This is a genomic window from Streptomyces aculeolatus, from assembly GCF_020400605.1.
In the GTDB taxonomy this organism is placed as follows: domain Bacteria; phylum Actinomycetota; class Actinomycetes; order Streptomycetales; family Streptomycetaceae; genus Streptomyces; species Streptomyces aculeolatus.
Map to the genome: position 1 here is coordinate 131,792 of NZ_JAINRD010000012.1, position 14,393 is coordinate 146,184.

Annotated in this window: 15 protein-coding genes; 6 read left to right on the plus strand and 9 right to left on the minus strand. The window is 74.0% G+C overall.

Annotated elements, in window-relative coordinates; all coding sequences use genetic code 11:
• Positions 1-132: 132 nt before the first annotated feature.
• Positions 133-363 (plus strand): hypothetical protein, encoded by a 231-nt coding sequence (locus tag LG396_RS20935; RefSeq protein ID WP_225795913.1) that lies wholly within the window; start codon positions 133-135, stop codon positions 361-363.
• Positions 360-1,106 (plus strand): peptidoglycan recognition protein family protein, encoded by a 747-nt coding sequence (locus LG396_RS20940; protein ID WP_018835227.1) that lies wholly within the window; start codon positions 360-362, stop codon positions 1,104-1,106. The genes LG396_RS20935 and LG396_RS20940 overlap by 4 nt, the downstream gene beginning before the upstream one ends.
• A gap of 139 nt (positions 1,107-1,245) precedes the next feature.
• Here the strand turns inward: LG396_RS20940 and LG396_RS20945 are convergent, their stop codons facing one another.
• The 8 genes from LG396_RS20945 to LG396_RS20980 all read right to left on the minus strand — a co-directional run bounded on the left by LG396_RS20945 (position 1,246) and on the right by LG396_RS20980 (position 9,124).
• The gene (locus LG396_RS20945; protein WP_018835226.1) at positions 1,246-1,944 is read right to left on the minus strand and encodes a response regulator transcription factor; all 699 of its coding nucleotides are present in this window, start codon (positions 1,942-1,944) and stop codon (positions 1,246-1,248) included.
• Complete coding sequence (locus LG396_RS20950) at positions 1,847-3,424, minus strand: sensor histidine kinase (RefSeq protein WP_225795914.1); 1,578 nt, start codon at positions 3,422-3,424, stop codon at positions 1,847-1,849. Before LG396_RS20950 ends, LG396_RS20945 begins: the two co-directional genes overlap by 98 nt.
• A 48-nt stretch (positions 3,425-3,472) precedes the next feature.
• On the minus strand, positions 3,473-3,865 hold the full coding sequence (locus LG396_RS20955) for a hypothetical protein (protein ID WP_225795915.1): 393 nt from the start codon (positions 3,863-3,865) through the stop codon (positions 3,473-3,475).
• Positions 3,866-4,143: 278 nt separating this feature from the next.
• Positions 4,144-4,452: a hypothetical protein gene (locus tag LG396_RS20960; RefSeq protein WP_225795916.1), complete on the minus strand. Its 309-nt coding sequence runs from the start codon at positions 4,450-4,452 to the stop codon at positions 4,144-4,146.
• Between the two features lie 16 nt (positions 4,453-4,468).
• A complete protein-coding gene (locus LG396_RS20965; protein ID WP_263979397.1) occupies positions 4,469-6,211 on the minus strand; it encodes a SulP family inorganic anion transporter in 1,743 nt (580 codons plus the stop codon).
• A gap of 148 nt (positions 6,212-6,359) precedes the next feature.
• The gene (locus LG396_RS20970) at positions 6,360-6,962 is read right to left on the minus strand and encodes a carbonic anhydrase (RefSeq protein ID WP_018835222.1); all 603 of its coding nucleotides are present in this window, start codon (positions 6,960-6,962) and stop codon (positions 6,360-6,362) included.
• Positions 6,963-7,230: 268 nt separating this feature from the next.
• Positions 7,231-8,022, minus strand: a complete 792-nt coding sequence (locus LG396_RS20975; RefSeq protein WP_130457207.1) for an SAM-dependent methyltransferase — start codon at positions 8,020-8,022, stop codon at positions 7,231-7,233.
• Positions 8,023-8,068: 46 nt separating this feature from the next.
• Complete coding sequence (locus LG396_RS20980; protein WP_225795918.1) at positions 8,069-9,124, minus strand: saccharopine dehydrogenase NADP-binding domain-containing protein; 1,056 nt, start codon at positions 9,122-9,124, stop codon at positions 8,069-8,071.
• Between the two features lie 100 nt (positions 9,125-9,224).
• Here LG396_RS20980 and LG396_RS20985 point away from each other — a divergent pair, with 100 nt between their 5' ends.
• Both LG396_RS20985 and LG396_RS20990 read left to right on the plus strand, forming a co-directional pair.
• Positions 9,225-10,196, plus strand: a complete 972-nt coding sequence (locus tag LG396_RS20985; RefSeq protein ID WP_225795919.1) for a helix-turn-helix domain-containing protein — start codon at positions 9,225-9,227, stop codon at positions 10,194-10,196.
• Positions 10,197-10,241: 45 nt separating this feature from the next.
• Positions 10,242-11,330: a MerR family transcriptional regulator gene (locus LG396_RS20990; RefSeq protein ID WP_225795969.1), complete on the plus strand. Its 1,089-nt coding sequence runs from the start codon at positions 10,242-10,244 to the stop codon at positions 11,328-11,330.
• 25 nt (positions 11,331-11,355) lie between these two features.
• On the opposite strand, the gene LG396_RS20995 is transcribed toward LG396_RS20990, so the two are convergent.
• Positions 11,356-11,769, minus strand: coding sequence for a hypothetical protein (locus tag LG396_RS20995; RefSeq protein ID WP_225795920.1), 414 nt, complete (start codon positions 11,767-11,769; stop codon positions 11,356-11,358).
• Between the two features lie 123 nt (positions 11,770-11,892).
• Here LG396_RS20995 and LG396_RS21000 point away from each other — a divergent pair, with 123 nt between their 5' ends.
• Positions 11,893-12,459: a GNAT family N-acetyltransferase gene (locus tag LG396_RS21000; RefSeq protein WP_225795921.1), complete on the plus strand. Its 567-nt coding sequence runs from the start codon at positions 11,893-11,895 to the stop codon at positions 12,457-12,459.
• 150 nt (positions 12,460-12,609) lie between these two features.
• On the plus strand, positions 12,610-14,262 hold the full coding sequence (locus tag LG396_RS21005; protein WP_225795970.1) for an ABC-F family ATP-binding cassette domain-containing protein: 1,653 nt from the start codon (positions 12,610-12,612) through the stop codon (positions 14,260-14,262).
• Positions 14,263-14,393: the final 131 nt, after the last annotated feature.

The window sequence follows — 14,393 nt, forward strand, 5'->3', positions numbered from 1 at the left end:
CGCCGCCGCACGACCGCGGCCGTACCGCGGCGCAACCGCGGCGCTACCGGCGTCCTGTACCTCTGGCGTACCCGAGAAGACGGCACCGCGCGCGAGTACTGCGCACGAGCCCCACAACCGTCTGGAGACGACATGCCGCAACGACCATCCCGCCGTGGCTTCCTGGGGGTAGCCGCCGCCGTGGCCGCCGCACCCGTGATCTGCTCCGGCCAGGCCTTCGCCGCGGACCCGCGGGAGCTGCCGATCGTGAACCGCCCCGACCACCCCGGCGCGATCCACCCGTCCGGCACCCTGCGGTCGGCGCAGACCGAACCGCTCAACGCCACCGTCGACTGCGCGCTGTCCGGACGGAGGGCCCTGTGACCACCTTCGTCACCCGGTCCCAGTGGGGTGCCCGCGCCCCGCGGAACACCAACGGCGACATCACGCCCCAGAACGGCGGGGTGACCATCCACCACGTCGACGCCGTCCACGTCGCCCGCCAGAACCACGCCGACTGCGCCGCCCAGGTGCGCGGGATCCAGAACCACCACATGGACGGCAACGGCTGGGCGGACATCGCGTACAGCCACCTCGTATGCGTGCACGACTACGTGTTCCAGGGCCGCGGTGAGAACCGCCGCACGGCCGCGAACGGGACCAACCCGGGCAACCAGAACTGGTACGCCGTCTGCGGTCTCGTCGGCGGGACCGCCGGCGACTACGACACCATCACCACCGGCCTGATCAACGCCTTCCGCTACGCCGTCAACCGGCTGCGTACGCAGGGCGGCGCGGCCCGGGCCATCTGCGGCCACCGCGACCACCTGAGCACCGGCTGCCCGGGGAACCTGTACGCGAACGGCGTGCTCAACGGGGCGACGAACCCCGGCGGCGGCCCGCTGCCCCACCCCGGCGTCAACTTCCGCCAGCCGCCGACCTTCAGCCACGCGAGCGTGGCCACGTGGCAGAACCAGATGAACGCCGCCCACGGCTACGGCCTCACCGCGGACGGCGCCTACGGCCCCAACTCGTACGCCGCCTGCCGCGACTTCCAGTCGAAGAAGGGCCTCACCGTCGACGGCATCGTGGGCCCGGCCACCTGGGGAGCCACCTTCCCGGGCTGACGGACCGCCCCTCGGCTCCACCTCCGGTGCCGGGGCGCGGAGTCCGGGCCCGGAGGGAACGCTCCCTCCGGGGCCGGGCTCCCGCGGGCTTACGGGGCGCCGCCGCAGGAGCCGCGCGCGGGGCGGGTGGCGGTGCGGGTCAGGAGCGGGAGTTCAGCCGGGCGGGGGGTGTGGGTGCCGTGGCGCGGAGGCGGTAGCCGACGCCGCGGATGGTCTCCACCAGGTCGGCGCCGAGTTTGCGGCGCAGGTAGCGGACGTACACGTCCACGATGTTCGAGCCCGGGTCGTAGTCGAAGCCCCATACCCTGCTCAGGAGTTGCTCGCGGGTCAGCACCTGGTCCGGGTGGCGTAGGAAGACCTCGGCCAGGGCGAACTCCCGGGCGGACAGCTCCGCCATGCGGTCGTCCACGTGGACGCGGCGGGTGCGCAGGTCCAGGGCGATGTTGCCGGCGCGCAGCACCGTGGGCTCGTAGGAGGGCTCGGTCCGCAGGCGGACGCGGACCCTGGCCATCAGCTCCTCGAAGGAGAACGGCTTCGGTATGTAGTCGTCGGCGCCGCCCTCCAGGCCCGCGACCACGTCGCTCACGCTGTTGCGCGCGGTGAGGATGACCACGGGGATGGTGACCCGGGCCTCGCGCAGCTTGCGCAGGACGGAGAAGCCGTCGCAGGCGGGGAGTCCGAGGTCCAGGATGAGCAGGTCCCAGCCGCCGGTACGGGCGTGGTCGTACGCGGAGAGCCCGTCAGTGACGACGGAGGTGACGAAGCCATGGGTACGCAGACCCCTTTCGACGAAGGCGGCGATTCTGGCTTCGTCCTCCGCAATGAGTATCCGGTGCATGGTGTCCTCCCTGCCAGGGGAAGCGGGCAGGCAACAAGATAGTGAAACGGGCACCGGCGCCGTCGGCGTCGTCCACCCGTGCGCTCCCCCCGTGCGCCTGCGCGATCGCCTGGACGATCGCGAGCCCCAGGCCGAGGCCCGCGTCCCGGGTGTCCGGCGTGCCGGAGCGGGGGGCGTGGCCGGGGTGTTCGGCGCTTTCGGTGCTGGTACTGCTGCCGGTACCGGTACTGCTCTCGGTGCCGGTGCCGGTGCCGGTGCCGGTGCCACTGCCGCGGGCGAAGCGGTCGAAGATGCGCAGCCGCTCCTGCGGCGCGACGCCCGGGCCGGTGTCCCGGACCCACAGCACGACGTGGCGGGCGCGGACCACCGAGCCCATCTCGATGAGGTCGCCCTCGCGGGTGTGCTGGACGGCGTTGAGCGCGAGCTGGATCAGCGCCTGGGTGAGCCGCTGCCGGTCCACGAGCACGGTCGCCTCGGCGACGTGCGCGATCCGCCACTGGCGGTCCCCCAGCGCCCGCGCCTTCATCACCACGTCGATGATCAGGTCCGTCAGGTCGGTCTCGCCGACGGTCAGGAAGTCCGGCCGCTTCACCTTGGCCAGCAGGAGCAGGTCGTCGACTATGCGGGTCATGCGCTGCAGTTCGTCCAGCACCAGCGGGTACGTCTGGCCGCCCGCCCGCTTCGCGTCGTCGTCCATCAGCTCCAGGTTTCCGCGGATCACGGTGATCGGCGTACGCAGTTCGTGCGCGACCTCGTTGAGGAACTGCCGCTGGGTGGTGAAGGCGCTCTCCAGCCGGTCCAGCATGTGGTTGAACGTGTGCGCCAGTTCGGCGACGTCGTCCGCGCCGGTGACCGTCAGCCGCTGGGTCAGGTCGGACTCGCTGATCCGCTCCGCGGTCTTGCGGACCAGCCGGACCGGCGCCAGGACCCGGCCGGCGAGCACCCAGCCGGCGGCGGCGGCCAGGAGGAACGCCGGGACGCCGGTGAGCAGCAGCACCTCGGCGATCCAGCGGTCCTCGTGCATGTGCCGGTCGCGAAACTCCAGCACCACCAGGCGCGTATCGCTCGGATCCCCCGCCACGCGGACGGGGACGACCCCGTAGCGGACCTTGCCCGCCCGGGAATCCAGCCACCCGACCTCCGTGCCGACGGGCCGGGCCAACTGCACGACGACCTCCGGGTCCCGGTCGAGCCTGGCCGGCACCGCGTTGGCGCTGCGCCGGTCGGCGCGGCCGTCGACGATGGAGAAGTACGCCTCCTCACGGGTGGGCAGGTTCACCGTCATGAACTGGGTGAGCAGATCCGCCCCGCGGGTGAAGGGCCGGCCGGTCGCCGGGTCCTGAGCGGTCCTGGCGAACCGCCGCAGCTCGTCGGCCTTCCGGCGCAGTTGCTGGTCCACCTGGGTGTCGATCTCCGCCAGCCAGATCACCGTGATGCCCATCGTCGGCGCGGCCAGGGCCGCGCCGACGAGTAACAGCATCCAGCCGACGATGCGCGATCGCGCGCTGAACGTCCGTCGAGGCATCCCTCACCCCCACTCACCGCCGTCGTCGTCAGGTCCGTCGTCGTCGTCACCGTCGTCGTCGCCCTGCCAGGCTCCTCCGATCAGCTCGGGGTGGGCTGAGGTGCTGCCGCTGTGCGGCGGCGGGCGCGTGGTGACGGGAGCGCCGCCGCGCTCCCGGGCGGTGGTGGCGGACGAGGCGGCGCGGGGGGTTGAGGTGGCCGCCGGGGAGGAGGTCGCCAGCGCCGAGGGCGACGACAGGGACGACAGCGGGGCCGAGGCCCGCCGGGGCGACTCGCGCGCCTTGGGCCTCTGGCCGTCGTCGCCCGTGACGACAATGGCGGGGCCCAGACCCGGGGAGTCGCTTTCGACCCACATGCCGCCTATCGCCGCTCCCGCGGCCGCGAAGGCGAAAGACACGGTGATCGGCACTAAAGCTCTGCGCAGAGGCATGCCGGACAGTGTGCCCTCCCTGATACCGCATTGCCGAGAAAAAGGAGAGCATTCTCATCTCACCTGATCACGGGCCGGATTCGGGCTCCGTAGCCGTGCGTCGGACGTCGGATGTGGGTCGTGCGAATAATGGCCTGCCGGGGCGAATGTTCGGAATTCCGGGTGGCCTCCGACAGCCCCCGCGCTCCGGGGGTCGGGAAAAGCGCGGGGGGTGCCGGGGGTGACCCGGGGGAATTACCCGCGGGTCACCCGGCCGGGGGGTCCTGGAGCGCTGCGGCCGGCGGCTCGGAATTCCGTGTGCGGCACGGGTCGCCGGCCTGCGGCTCGCCGGACTCCCGGCGGTCGGGGACGGGGGTCGAGGGGTGCTGGCGCGGTGCGTCCGGGTCCGGGTCGGCCGCATCGGGGTGGGCATCGTCCGGGTCGGACGGTTTCCCGGGGGCGGCGTTCCGGCCGGCCGCTTCGTCGACGCGGTGGGCGTCGGCGCGGGCGGCCGCGGAGCGGGAAGCGTCGGCGCGGATGAGGGCGATCAGCGCCGCGTACGGGTCGGTGGCCATGGGGGTTGCCTCCTCGTCAGGGCCGGCCGTGCGGCGTGGTCGCCGGGTGGCTCGGGTGGACGCCGGCGTCGTGCGCGTGGCCGGGGTGCGCGGCCGGTCCGGGGTGGTGCCTGTGGGCCGCGGGGTGGCCGGGGTGGTCGTGCGGGTGCTCGTGGGGGTGACCCGGGTGGTCGTGCGGGTGGGCGCGGTGTGCGGGGTCCTCGGCCGCGGCGTACGCATGTGAGTACTGCGGCTCCGGCGCGTACGGCCGGACGCCCTCGGACGCGGTGGCCGGCGGCACGGGGAGCGTCAACTCGACGGTGGACGGGTCCTCCTCTCCCTTCCCGCCGCCCGGCGCGGCGCCGGGCAGGAACAGGTCGACACGGTCGGAGCCGGCCTTGCGCTGCTGCTCGGCCCACGACTCCAACTGGCTGCGGCAGGCGTGGTCGAGGTGGGAGAGGCCGGTGGCGTCCACCTGGACCACGCTCCTGTCGGCGATCGACTCCAGCGCCTCGATGAGCCGCGGCAGCCGCAGGAAGGTGGCGTTCCCCTTCAGCTCCAGCCGGGCCGAACCGCCGTCGACGGTCCGGCGGATGGTGATACGGGACATCCGCAGCGCGGCGAGGACGATGGCGACGCCCAGCCCCGCCACCACGCCTTCGAGGAGGTTGGTGAGCACGATGGCCAGCGTCGTGACGATCATGACCACGGCCTCGCCCCGGTCGCTCCGCCACATCGCGGGGAAGGCGGCGGGGTTGAACAGCTTCCAGCCGGCGTGGACGAGGATGCCGGCCAGCACGGCCACGGGGATCATCCCGAGGAGCCCGGGCAGCAGCAGGCCGAAGCCGAGCATCCAGACGCCGTGCAGGATGCGGGAGAGCCTGGTCCTGGCGCCGGCCTGGACGTTGGCGGAGCTGCGGACGATCACCGCGGTCATGGGCAGGGCGCCGAACACCCCGCAGACGGTGTTGCCGACGCCCTGGGCGGTCAGCTCGGCGTTGTACTTCGTCCGCGGCCCCGTGTGCATCCGGTCCACGGCCGCGGCGCTGAACAGGCTCTCCGCGGAGGCGATGACCGTGAACGTGACCACCATGGTGAGCACCGCCGGATCGGCCAGCTCGCCGAAGCCGGCGGGATCGGTCACGTGCACCGAGTCCAGCAGGTTGCCGACCTTCACCGTCTTGACGTCGAGGCCGGCCAGGCCGGTGACGGCGGCCCCGAGGACGACGACGAGCAGCGGCGCGGGCATCTTGCCCAGCGGCCCCGGCACCTTCTTCCACAGGAAGCACAGGACGATGGACATGACGCCCAGCAGCAGCGCGGCCCGCTTGCCGGGGTCGTCGAGGGCGTCGCCGACCAGGTCGGGCAGGCCGGTGAGGTTCTCCATCGCCGAGCCGCGCTGGTCGGTGTCCATGACCGCGTACGCCTGGCCGAGCATCAGCGGCACCCCGATGCCGGCGAGCATGCCCTGCACCACGGAGACGGAGATGGACTGGAACAGCCGGCCCATCCGCAGCAGACCGAGCAGGATCTGGCACAGCCCGGCGGCCAGGACGACGGGCCCGACCATGCCGACGCCGTGCTCGGTGACGAACTCCATGACGAGGACGGCGAGTCCGGCGGCAGGCCCGCTGACCTGGAAGGTGCTGCCCGGCAGGAACCCGACGACGATCCCGCCGACGATGCCGGTGATGATGCCGAGCGACGCGGGGACGCCGGACGCCGCCGCGATCCCGATGCACAGCGGCAGAGCGACGAGGAACACGACGAGCGAGGCCATGAGATCGGCTCCCAGGGTCCCCGGGCCGGCCGTGCGGCCGGTGTCTCTGCGGGCGTGCCTTCCCGACCGTGATCGTGCACTGAGCATGGCATTCCTCTCTCACGCCGGGAGCCCGGCGCTGATGGGGGGACGGAGGAGGCGGTGCGGGTCAGTGCCGGCGGAAGATCCCCTGGAAGAAGTCGAGTTCGCGCACCTCGGCGGTGTCGACGCGGTAGAACCAGCCGTGCAGGCTCAGTCGGCCCTCGGCCAGGGCGCGTTCGACGTGGGGGTAGGTGCGGAGGGCTTCGAGCTGGGCGATGACGTGCAGTTGGACGAACTTGCGCAGCACCGCGTCGTCGGGCGGCGTCCCCAGCAGCGGCACCAGCGCGGGCCGCGCCAGCGACAGCCACTCCGCGACGCTGGGCAGCGCGCCCAGGTTCTCGTCCCGCGCGAGCGCCCCCACCGCGCCGCAGTGCGAGTGCCCGCACACGACGATGTCGCGCACCCGCAGCACGTCCACGGCGTACTCGATGGTGGCCGCCTCGCCGGACCGCAGCCCGTGCTGGTACGGGGGCACGACGTTGCCCGCGTTGCGGAGCTCGAACAGCTCCCCCGGGCGGGCGCCGGTGATGAGGGTGGGCACCACCCGCGAGTCGGAGCAGGTGATGAAGAGGGTTCCCGGACTCTGTCCGTCGCCGAACCGCCGGAAACTCTCGCGGTCGGGGGCGATACGGTTCTGGAAGGTCCGGGCGTGTTCGAGGAGTTCCTTCACGGCGGTCTCTCCTGGGTCGGATGCTCCGGATGAGTACGCGGTAGTTTTCGCGCGCTCGATGAGCCGTCCGTTGGACCACCGTGAGAGAGTTCTCACCGTCTTCGGCGGACGGGATTCCGTACGAAGAGGGCGGGGCGGAAAATACGCCGGGCAGCCCGCGGTGAGGCGGGAGAATTCACGCCGCCGGGGCACGGACGTGCCGCGGCGGGACATGCCGTATCCGCCGGCCGCGGTCCGGCGGGGGCAGCGGCCGGCGCCCCCGTACCGGCTACGGCTTCAGGCCGACACCGCCGTACGCGGCCACGTCCGGCGCCTGCTCCCCAAGGCTCTCCGGCCGCCACCGCGGGCAGGGGACCACCCCCGGCTCCAGCAGCTCCAGGCCCTCGAAGTAGCCGGCGACCTGCTCCGGGCTGCGCGCCGTGTACGGGACCGCAGCCCTCGGGTTGTGGCGGCGCAGGGCCTCGACGTAGGCGTCGTCGGTGGTCGTCCCGTCGTTGAGCGCGAGGTGGCTGCCCGCGGGCAGGGCGGCCAGCAGGCGCCGTACGACCGAACGCGCCTCGTCGTAGTCCTCGACGAGCCCGAGGATCCCCATCAGCATCAGCCCGACCGGCCGGGTGAAGTCCAGCGTGCGCGCCGCCTCTTCGAGGATCCGGTCGGTGTCGCGGGCGTCGGCGTCGATGTACTGGCAGCGGCCCGCGGGGGTGGAGGTGAGCAGCGCCCGCGCGTGGGCGAGCACCAGCGGGTCGTTGTCCACGTAGACGATCCGCGCCCCGGGGGCGATCCGCTGGGCGATCTGATGCGTGTTGTCGGCGGTGGGCAGCCCGCTGCCGACGTCCAGGAACTGGCGGATGCCCGCCTCGCGCACCAGGCAGCCGACCGCGCGGCCGGTGAACTGCCGGGAGCGGCGCGTGATGTCGGCCATCCCGGGGAAGACCGAGACGATCGCCTCCGCGGCCGCCCGGTCCGCCGGGTAGTTGTCGGTGCCGCCGAGCAGGTGGTTCCAGATACGCGCCGAGTGCGGGCGGCTCGTGTCGATCGCGCCCGGAACCTGGTCTGCCATGGGTGACCGCCCTGCGGATCGCGGAGGTGGCGGGGTACGCCGACGCTCAACGTACTGCGGGCCGTCCGGCGCCGGGAAGGTGCAACTCGACCGTGAGGTGCGCGGCCAGGGCGGCGAGGAAGCCGCGTGCGTCGAACATCGCGCCCGCCGAGCCCACCCCCGTGGTCCGGGTCCGCCCGGTGAGGATGCGGTGCACGGCCTCCACGGCGAGCGGGGCGGTCACGGCGTAGATGTCCCGGCCGGCGGCGGTGGCGCGGCGTTCGGTGCCGCCGGCGCGTACGACGACGTCGACGAGGAACGTCTGCGCGGACCGGCCGCGCGCGTCGGCCGCCGCCGGTGCGGGGGTGTCCGGGGACGACAGGTCCTTCGCCGCGGCGGCGGCCATGTAGGTGCGCACGTCCGGGATGCCGAGGTGGCTGGGGAGGGTGACGACGTCGGCCATGGTGAAGTCGCCGATGACGGGCCGGGGGCCGGCTTGGCCGGGGAAGTGCCACTCCAGGACGGGGAGTTCGTCGTCGTGGTATTCCAGCCGGCCGTTCGCGTAGCGGACGTGCCGGCCGCCGCGCCGGGCGCCGGAGACCCTGCCCGCGGCCCGCGTCCCGGCCGTGGGGTGCCAGTCGCTCAGGCCGTACGCGATGTGCGCCTCGTCGGCCGCCGTCCAGTCGCCCATCGCCGCCGTGGCCAGCAGGTCGCCGAGGCCGCCGAAGAACGCCATCGCGGGGACGACCACCGCGTCGGCGGCGCGGGCGCGGTCCGCGAAGTGGGCGAACGTGTCGGCGTTGGCCTCGATCTCGGCGGCCACGTCCACGTACGGGATCCCGGCCCGCAGCGCGGCCTCGATCACCGGGGCGGCGGTCGTGGCGAAGGGGCCCGCGCAGTTGATCACGGCCGCCGCACCGGCCAGGGCGGAGTCGAGCGCCGCCGCGTCGGCGGCGGTCGCCGGGCGGGCGTCGAGGCCGGTGGCCGACGCCAGCGCCGCCAGCCTGCCGGCGTCACGGCCCGACAGGACCGGGACGTACCCGCGGTCCCGCAGCTCCGCCACGACGAACCGCCCGGTGTGCCCGTACGCCCCGAACACCGCCACCGCCTGGCCCGATCCCATGACTTCTCCCCGCACTCGAATGATCCGGTACGCACATCCTGGTGAGGGCGGGCACCCCACCGCGAGTGTCCGGAACGACAACGCCCGTACAATTTCGGACATGGACACTGTCGCGCTGGCCGTCACCGAAGGAATGCTGCACTTCGAGCTCTCCGTGGCGTACGAGGCGCTCGGCTCCGCCCCGGACGAGGTGGCCGGCCCCTGGTACGACGTCACGGTCTGCGGGACGCGGGCGGTGCGGGTCGGGCGGTTCCTGCTGGAGCCCGACCACGGGCTCGACCGGCTGCGGCACGCCGGCACCGTCATCGTCCCCGGCTGGGCGGACGTCGACGCGGAGCCGCCGGCCGATCTCGTCGACGCGGTACGCGCGGCCCACGCGGCCGGCGCCCGGGTCGCCTCCCTCTGCACGGGCGCGTTCGTGCTGGCCGCCGCCGGACTGCTGGACGGCAGGCGCGCGACGACGCACTGGGCGCACACCGGGGCCCTGGCCGCCCGCTACCCCGAGGTGGAGGTCGCCCCGGACGTGCTGTACGTGGACAACGGCAGCGTGCTCACCTCCGCCGGCAAGGCCGCCGCGCTGGACCTGTGCCTGCATCTCGTACGCCTCGACCGCGGCTCCGCGGTCGCCAACGCCGTCGCCCGCCGCCTGGTCGTGCCGCCGCACCGGGACGGCGGGCAGGCCCAGTTCGTCACCGCCCCCGTGCCGGCCGCGGACGACCGGACGCTCGCCGCGCTCTTCGGCTGGGCCGTGGAACGCATCGACCAGCCGCTGACCGTGCCGGACCTGGCCCGTCAGGCGGGGATGAGCTCGCGCAACCTGACCCGCCACTTCAGGACCGCGACCGGTGCCACTCCGCTGCAGTGGCTGCTGACCCAGCGGATCCGGCGCGCCCAGGAGTTGCTGGAGACCACGGACCGCGGCGTCGACGCGATCGCGGAGGCCACCGGCATGGGTACCGCCGCGACCCTCCGCCGCCACTTCCACCGCACCGTCGGCGTGCCCCCGGCCGCGTACCGCCGCACCTTCCGCGCGGTGCACGGGGAGCCGGCGCTTGACCCTCACGCGGCGTGATGCCGCATCGTCTCGGGTGTGGCAGAGCAACTGACCGTGGGGCGCGTGGCCGAGCTGGCGGGCGTGAGCGTGCGCACGCTGCACCACTACGACGAGATCGGCCTCGTCCGGCCGTCCGCCCGGACCGCGGCCGGCTACCGGGCGTACGCGGCGGGCGACGTGGAGCGGCTGCGGGAGGTGCTCGGGTACCGGCGGCTGGGGTTCGGGCTGCGCGAGATCGCGGAGCTGGTCGACGACCCGGCCACCGACGCGGTCGCCCACCTGCGCAGGCTGCGCGGGCTGCTGCTGGCGCAGCGCGAGCGGGCCGCCGCCATGGTCACGGCCCTCGACAGGGAACTGGAGGCGCGGGAGATGGGGATCAGGACCACGTCGGAGGAGCAGTTGAAGGTGTTCGGGCCGCAGTTGTACGAGGTCATCGGCTCCGCGTATCCGGCGACGCGGCGCACGGAGCCGCGGATCGCCGAGCGGATCTGGGACGCGCTCGGGGACGCCCGCACGGTGCTGAACGTCGGCGCCGGCACCGGCTCGTACGAGCCGCAGGACCGCGAGGTCACGGCGGTGGAGCCGTCGGCGGTGATGCGGGCGCAGCGGCCCGCCGGGGCGGCGCGGTGCGTGGCCGCCGGCGCGGAGCGCCTGCCGTTCGCGGACGGGGCGTTCGACGCGGCCATGGCGGTCAGCACCGTGCACCACTGGCCGGACCCGGTGGCGGGGCTGCGCGAGATGCGGCGCGTGGCGCGGCGGGTGGTGGTGTTCACGTACGACGCCTGCGACCCGGGCCGGCGCGAGCGGTTCTGGCTCACCCGGGACTACCTGCCGGAGTTCGCGGGCCTCCTCACCGACTGGCCGTCGCTGGCGGACCTCACCCGCGCGATCGACGGCCGCGCCGAGCCGGTGCTGATCCCGTGGGACTGCGCGGACGGCTTCTTCGAGGCGCACTGGCGCCGCCCCGAGGCGTACCTGGAGGAGCACGTGCGCCGCGCGGTGTCGGTGTGGACCCGCGTGGGTCCCGAGGCGGAGCGGCGGGCGGTGGCCGCACTCGGCGACGACCTCGCGTCGGGCCGCTGGGCGGAGCGCAACCGCGACCTGCTGGCCCTGGACGCCGCCGAACTGGGCCTGCGCCTCCTCATCGCCTGACGCGCACCGCGGCCCGGCACGCGCGCTACTCCCCCTCCAGCATCCTCAGCACCCAGTCCGGCATCACGTCGGACTCGCTGATCGGCGGCCCGAACTCGAACCCGTGCCGGCCCTCGTGGTCCTTCGGCAGGGCGCAGCACTCCGAGGAGACCGACCCTTCGAGGAACGTCTCCGGGCACGAGGGCAGCGCGGCGATCTCGCGCCCCGGCCCGTACTCGTCGCCCTCGGGCCAGCGGGCCCAGACCGTGCGGGCCGGCAGGTCGTCCGTGGCGCGGGCACCGACCGCCAGGGTGCAGTGCGGGCCGGCGTGGCCCTTCTCCAACTCGCACCACAGCGCCGGCTCCACCCGGAGACCGCCGTCCGAGATCGCGTTCAGCTCCGCGATCTCCGACTCCAGGAACAGCACCTTGCCGGGGCACGAGACCTGATATATGGACATGCCGACAGCGTCGTACAGCCGGCGGCCGGCGGGGCGGATTCCGCCGAGGTTCCCCCGATCGTGCACTGCGCCCCTGGTCAAACCTGCTTGCCACGGGCAGGTCCGGCCGGTTAGGAAGCAGGCATGCTACGAGGCACGAAAGTCGGGCTCAGAGCCCGGCACGCGGACGACATCCCGGTTCTGATGGCCGACCTGTACGACGACGTCGTCGCCGGCTCACGGGCCCAGGCCGCGCCGTGGCGGCCGATCGCCGCCGACTCCAAGGACAACCCGCTGCTGGTCGACGACAAGGCGGCGGCGCACGTCCCGTTCTCCGTGGTGGAGCTGGACGGCGGCGCGCTCGTCGGCACGGCGGCGCTGTGGGGCATCGACAACCACCACCGGTCCGCGCACGTCGGGCTGGGGCTCATGCCGCACGCGCGCGGCAAGGGCTACGGCAGCGACATCGTCGGCGCGCTCTGCCACTACGGCTTCGTCGTCCGCGGCCTGAACCGGCTGCAGATCGAGACGCTGGCGGACAACACCGCCATGCTGCGCGCCGCCGAGCGCAACGGCTTCGCCCGCGAGGGCGTGCTGCGCTCGTCGGCGTGGGTGCTGGGCGAGTTCCTGGACGAGGTGCTGCTCGGGCTGCTCGCCGCGGACTGGCGTCCCGCCACGGCGGACCGGACGGCCGCGGCGCCGGAGTCCTAGAGCAGGTCGTCCGGGTCTTCGCCCGCTCGCCTGTCCGGGCGGGCTGTTACCTTGGGGACATGGCTTTCCTCTTCTTCGTCTGAGTCCGGGCACGGCCCTTGCCGCCGTTTCTGCTGCCCGTAGACCCTTCGTATGCCCAGGGAAAGCCCCATGCGCGAGCGCGCCCGTACCGCCCTGCCCACCGCCGTCCCCGCCGTGGCGCAGCTGTCCGTCAGGTCCGTCACCAGGTCGTACGGCACCCGGACCGTCCTCGACCAGGTCTCCTTCACCGTCCGGCCGGGCGAGAAGGCCGCCGTCATCGGCGAGAACGGATCCGGCAAGTCCACCCTGCTGCGGCTGCTCGCCGGGGCCGAGGCGCCGGACGCCGGGGAGGTCACCGTCCGCTTCCCCGGCGGGACCGGCCACCTCGCCCAGACCCTCGGCCTCGACGCCGACCGCACCGTGCAGGACGCCGTGGACCTCGCCCTGACCGAACTCCGCGACATGGAGCGGATGCTCCGTACGGCGGAGGAGTCCCTCGCCGACGCGTCCGGCGAGGAGCTCGCCGCGTACGGCGAGCTGTTGATCGCCTACGAGGAGCGCGGCGGCTACGAGGCGGACGCCCGGGTGGAGGCCGCCATGCACGGGCTCGGGCTGGCCCGGATCGCCCGGAGGCGCCCGCTCGGCTCGCTGTCCGGCGGCGAGCAGTCGCGCCTCGCACTCGCCTGCGTCCTGGCCGCCGCCCCCGAACTGCTGCTGCTGGACGAACCGACGAACCACCTCGACGCGGCCGCCGTGCGCTGGCTGGAGGAACACCTGCGCGCGCACCGCGGCACCGTCGTCGCGGTCACCCACGACCGCGGCTTCCTGGAGCGCATCGCCACCGCGGTCCTGGAGGTCGACCGGGACGAGCGCACCGTGCGCCGGTACGGCGACGGGTGGGCGGGCTACCGCGCCGCGAAGGCCGCCGCCCGGCGCGGAGCGGAGCAGCGGTACGCGGACTGGGTCGAGGAGGTGGCCCGCACGGAGGAGCTGCTGGACGCCGCCGGCAGGCGGCTGGCCGGCACCGGCCGCGACCCCGGACAGGGCTTCGGCAAGCACCGCCGCTCCAGCGAGGCGAAGCTCGGCGGGCAGGTGCGCGCGGTGCGCGAGCGCCTGGACCGGCTGCGGCGCAACCCGGTGGCGAAGCCGCCGGCGCCGCTCAGGTTCACGGCGGCGCTGACGGCGGCGGCCGGCGGACCCGCCCGGGGTGCGCTCGCCGAGCTGGACGGCGTACGGGTCGGGGAACGGCTGCGCCTGGACGGGCTCCTGGCGGTCGCGCCCGGCGGGCGCCTCCTCGTCACCGGCGAGAACGGCGCGGGCAAGTCGACGCTGCTCCGCGTGCTGGCGGGCGACCTGGAGCCGGACGCGGGCACGGCGCGCCGCCCCGCCCGGACGGGCTACCTCGCCCAGGAGCTGCCCGCGCGCGCCACGCGGCTGCCGCTGCTGGCCGCGTTCGCCGCCGGACGGCCCGGGCCGCCGGACGAGTACGCGGAACAGCTCCTGTCCCTGGGCCTGTTCCGCGAACAGGATCTGCACGTCCCGGTCGCCGCGCTGTCCGTGGGGCAGCGGCGGCGGCTGCAGCTCGCGACCCTGGTGACCCGGCCCACGGACCTCCTCGTCCTCGACGAGCCGACCAACCACATCGCGCTCGACCTGGTCGAGGACCTCCAGGCGGCGCTGGCGGCGTACCCGGGGGCGGTGGTCGCGGTCTCGCACGACCGCGGCTTCCGGGCGCGCTTCGAGGCCGAGCCGCTGGAACTGCACGCCGGCCGCAGGCGCTGACCCGGGCGGGCAACGGCCGCCGACGGATCGGCCGATCGTTGGTACGACGCGCGAGCCGCGGGGGTGCGGCACCCCGTTCCTTTGGCATGCTGCACACATGTCGACGCCGCCCCTGCGCCCGGGTGTCTCCC

Bases quoted from the DNA above. Each gene is read 5' to 3' on its own strand.
- LG396_RS20935 (WP_225795913.1), top strand. From the start codon at position 133: ATGCCGCAACGACCATCCCGCCGTGGCTTCCTGGGGGTAGCCGCCGCC.
- LG396_RS20945 (WP_018835226.1), bottom strand. From the start codon at position 1,944: ATGCACCGGATACTCATTGCGGAGGACGAAGCCAGAATCGCCGCCTTC.
- LG396_RS20950 (WP_225795914.1), bottom strand. From the start codon at position 3,424: ATGCTGTTACTCGTCGGCGCGGCCCTGGCCGCGCCGACGATGGGCATC.
- LG396_RS20960 (WP_225795916.1), bottom strand. From the start codon at position 4,452: ATGGCCACCGACCCGTACGCGGCGCTGATCGCCCTCATCCGCGCCGAC.
- LG396_RS20965 (WP_263979397.1), bottom strand. From the start codon at position 6,211: ATGGCCTCGCTCGTCGTGTTCCTCGTCGCTCTGCCGCTGTGCATCGGG.
- LG396_RS20975 (WP_130457207.1), bottom strand. From the start codon at position 8,022: ATGGCAGACCAGGTTCCGGGCGCGATCGACACGAGCCGCCCGCACTCG.
- LG396_RS20980 (WP_225795918.1), bottom strand. From the start codon at position 9,124: ATGGGATCGGGCCAGGCGGTGGCGGTGTTCGGGGCGTACGGGCACACC.
- LG396_RS20985 (WP_225795919.1), top strand. From the start codon at position 9,225: ATGGACACTGTCGCGCTGGCCGTCACCGAAGGAATGCTGCACTTCGAG.
- LG396_RS20995 (WP_225795920.1), bottom strand. From the start codon at position 11,769: ATGTCCATATATCAGGTCTCGTGCCCCGGCAAGGTGCTGTTCCTGGAG.
- LG396_RS21000 (WP_225795921.1), top strand. From the start codon at position 11,893: ATGCTACGAGGCACGAAAGTCGGGCTCAGAGCCCGGCACGCGGACGAC.
- LG396_RS21005 (WP_225795970.1), top strand. From the start codon at position 12,610: ATGCGCGAGCGCGCCCGTACCGCCCTGCCCACCGCCGTCCCCGCCGTG.